Source organism: Pseudoalteromonas sp. MQS005, from assembly GCF_001661605.1.
Classification (GTDB): domain Bacteria; phylum Pseudomonadota; class Gammaproteobacteria; order Enterobacterales; family Alteromonadaceae; genus Pseudoalteromonas; species Pseudoalteromonas tetraodonis.
The window spans coordinates 1-1,638 of record NZ_LYRQ01000108.1 but is presented as its reverse complement, the minus strand read 5'-3'; the positions used below and the strand labels follow the sequence as shown (position 1 = coordinate 1,638).

Annotated in this window: 1 protein-coding gene; it reads left to right on the top strand. The window is 45.1% G+C overall.

Annotated features, from left to right (window positions below):
- The coding region (locus tag A9479_RS19415) for an ATP-binding protein (RefSeq protein ID WP_156520112.1) at positions 1-1,638 on the top strand (1,638 nt) is incomplete at both ends.

Sequence of the window (1,638 nt, the reverse complement as noted above, 5' to 3'; positions counted from 1 at the left end):
AGAGCAAACTTTACTAAAAGCGAATGCTGAGCTTGAACAGCAGGTCGCACTGCGAACGGCGGAGATTTCACGTGTTAATATCTTGCAGCGCAGTATTCTTAGCAGCGCGGGCTACGCCATTATCGCTACCGATGAAGAAGGCATTATTACGGCCTTTAATCCAGCAGCAGAAAAACTCTTAGGCTATCGCGCAGAGGAGGTCCTTTTCCAACAAACCCCGTCTATTTTTCATCTGCCCGCAGAAGTGGAGCACCATGCCGCTAAGCTGACCACTGAGCTCGGTAGCAACATCGCGGTCGGTTTTGAAACCTTTGTAGCGAAAGCGCGTCTGGGGCAAACGGATAATGCGCGCTGGACCTATCTGACAAAAACCGGTGAACAGGTGCAAGTAAAACTAAATATCAGTGCACTAAAAGATGAGCAAGGTCAGCTAGCAGGCTTTCTTAGTATCGCGTTTGATTTAACTAAACAACTTAAATACGAAGCGGAACTGGCACAAGCAAAAGAACAAGCTGAGTCTGCTAATAAAGCAAAATCTGAGTTTTTGGCAAATATGAGCCACGAGATCCGCACGCCGATGAATGGAGTTCTGGGATTATTACAATTGGTAGCCAACAGCACGCTGGATCAACGCCAGGCCGACTATTTAGAAAAAGCCTATAGTGCAGCTAAGTCTTTGCTTACCTTGTTAAATGATATTCTGGATTTCTCAAAAATTGAAGCCGGTAAGTTGGAGCTAGACCCGCATCCATTTAGTTTGACGGATTTGCTGCAGGATATCGGCCTTGTTTTTTCATCTAGTGCAGAGCAAAAAGGATTGGAAGTGCTATACGATGTCACAGCGGATGTGCCTGAGCATTTGTTAGGTGATAGTTTCCGTATTAAACAAGTCCTGATAAATCTGGTCGGCAATGCCATAAAATTTACTGATAAGGGTGAAATACTCATCTCAATTAGGTCTCAATCACTGCCAGAGGGCGAGATTAACTTGTCTTTCAGTATTAAAGATACTGGGATCGGTATCACGCTGGAGCAACAGAACGCTCTTTTTTCCGGTTTTCAACAAGCAGATTCTTCAATAAGTCGTCGCTATGGCGGGACAGGTTTAGGTTTAGCCATCAGTAAGCGCCTGGTGAATTTGATGGGCGGCGAAATCAGCGTAGTGAGTGAATTTGGTCGTGGAAGTACCTTTAACTTTAACGTCGTCGTGCGCAAAGCGGAGGAGAAGGCGATACAAAACTCGCAAACGTTTACTCGTAGTAATGAAAAGTTAAGAGTGTTGATTGTCGATGACAACGACAGTGCGCGAATAATTTTACAGGATATTGCGGTCTCGTTGGGATGGCAGGCAGAGATTGCGTCCGATGCGCAAGAGGCGTCACTATTTGTCACACAAGCCCATCGCGATAATACTCGCTATGATGTCGTTTTCGTAGACTGGCGTATGCCGGGTATAGATGGCTTAACCTTTGCCCGCGAACTACGGGAATCGCATAGTAGCGATGTTTCACTCATTGTAATGGTTACCGCCTATGGAAAAGAGCTACTCAATGAGCACAGTATGGATTATGAGCGTTATCTGGATGGATTTTTAATTAAACCTGTTACGAAAAATATGATGTTGCAAGCAGTTGAGAG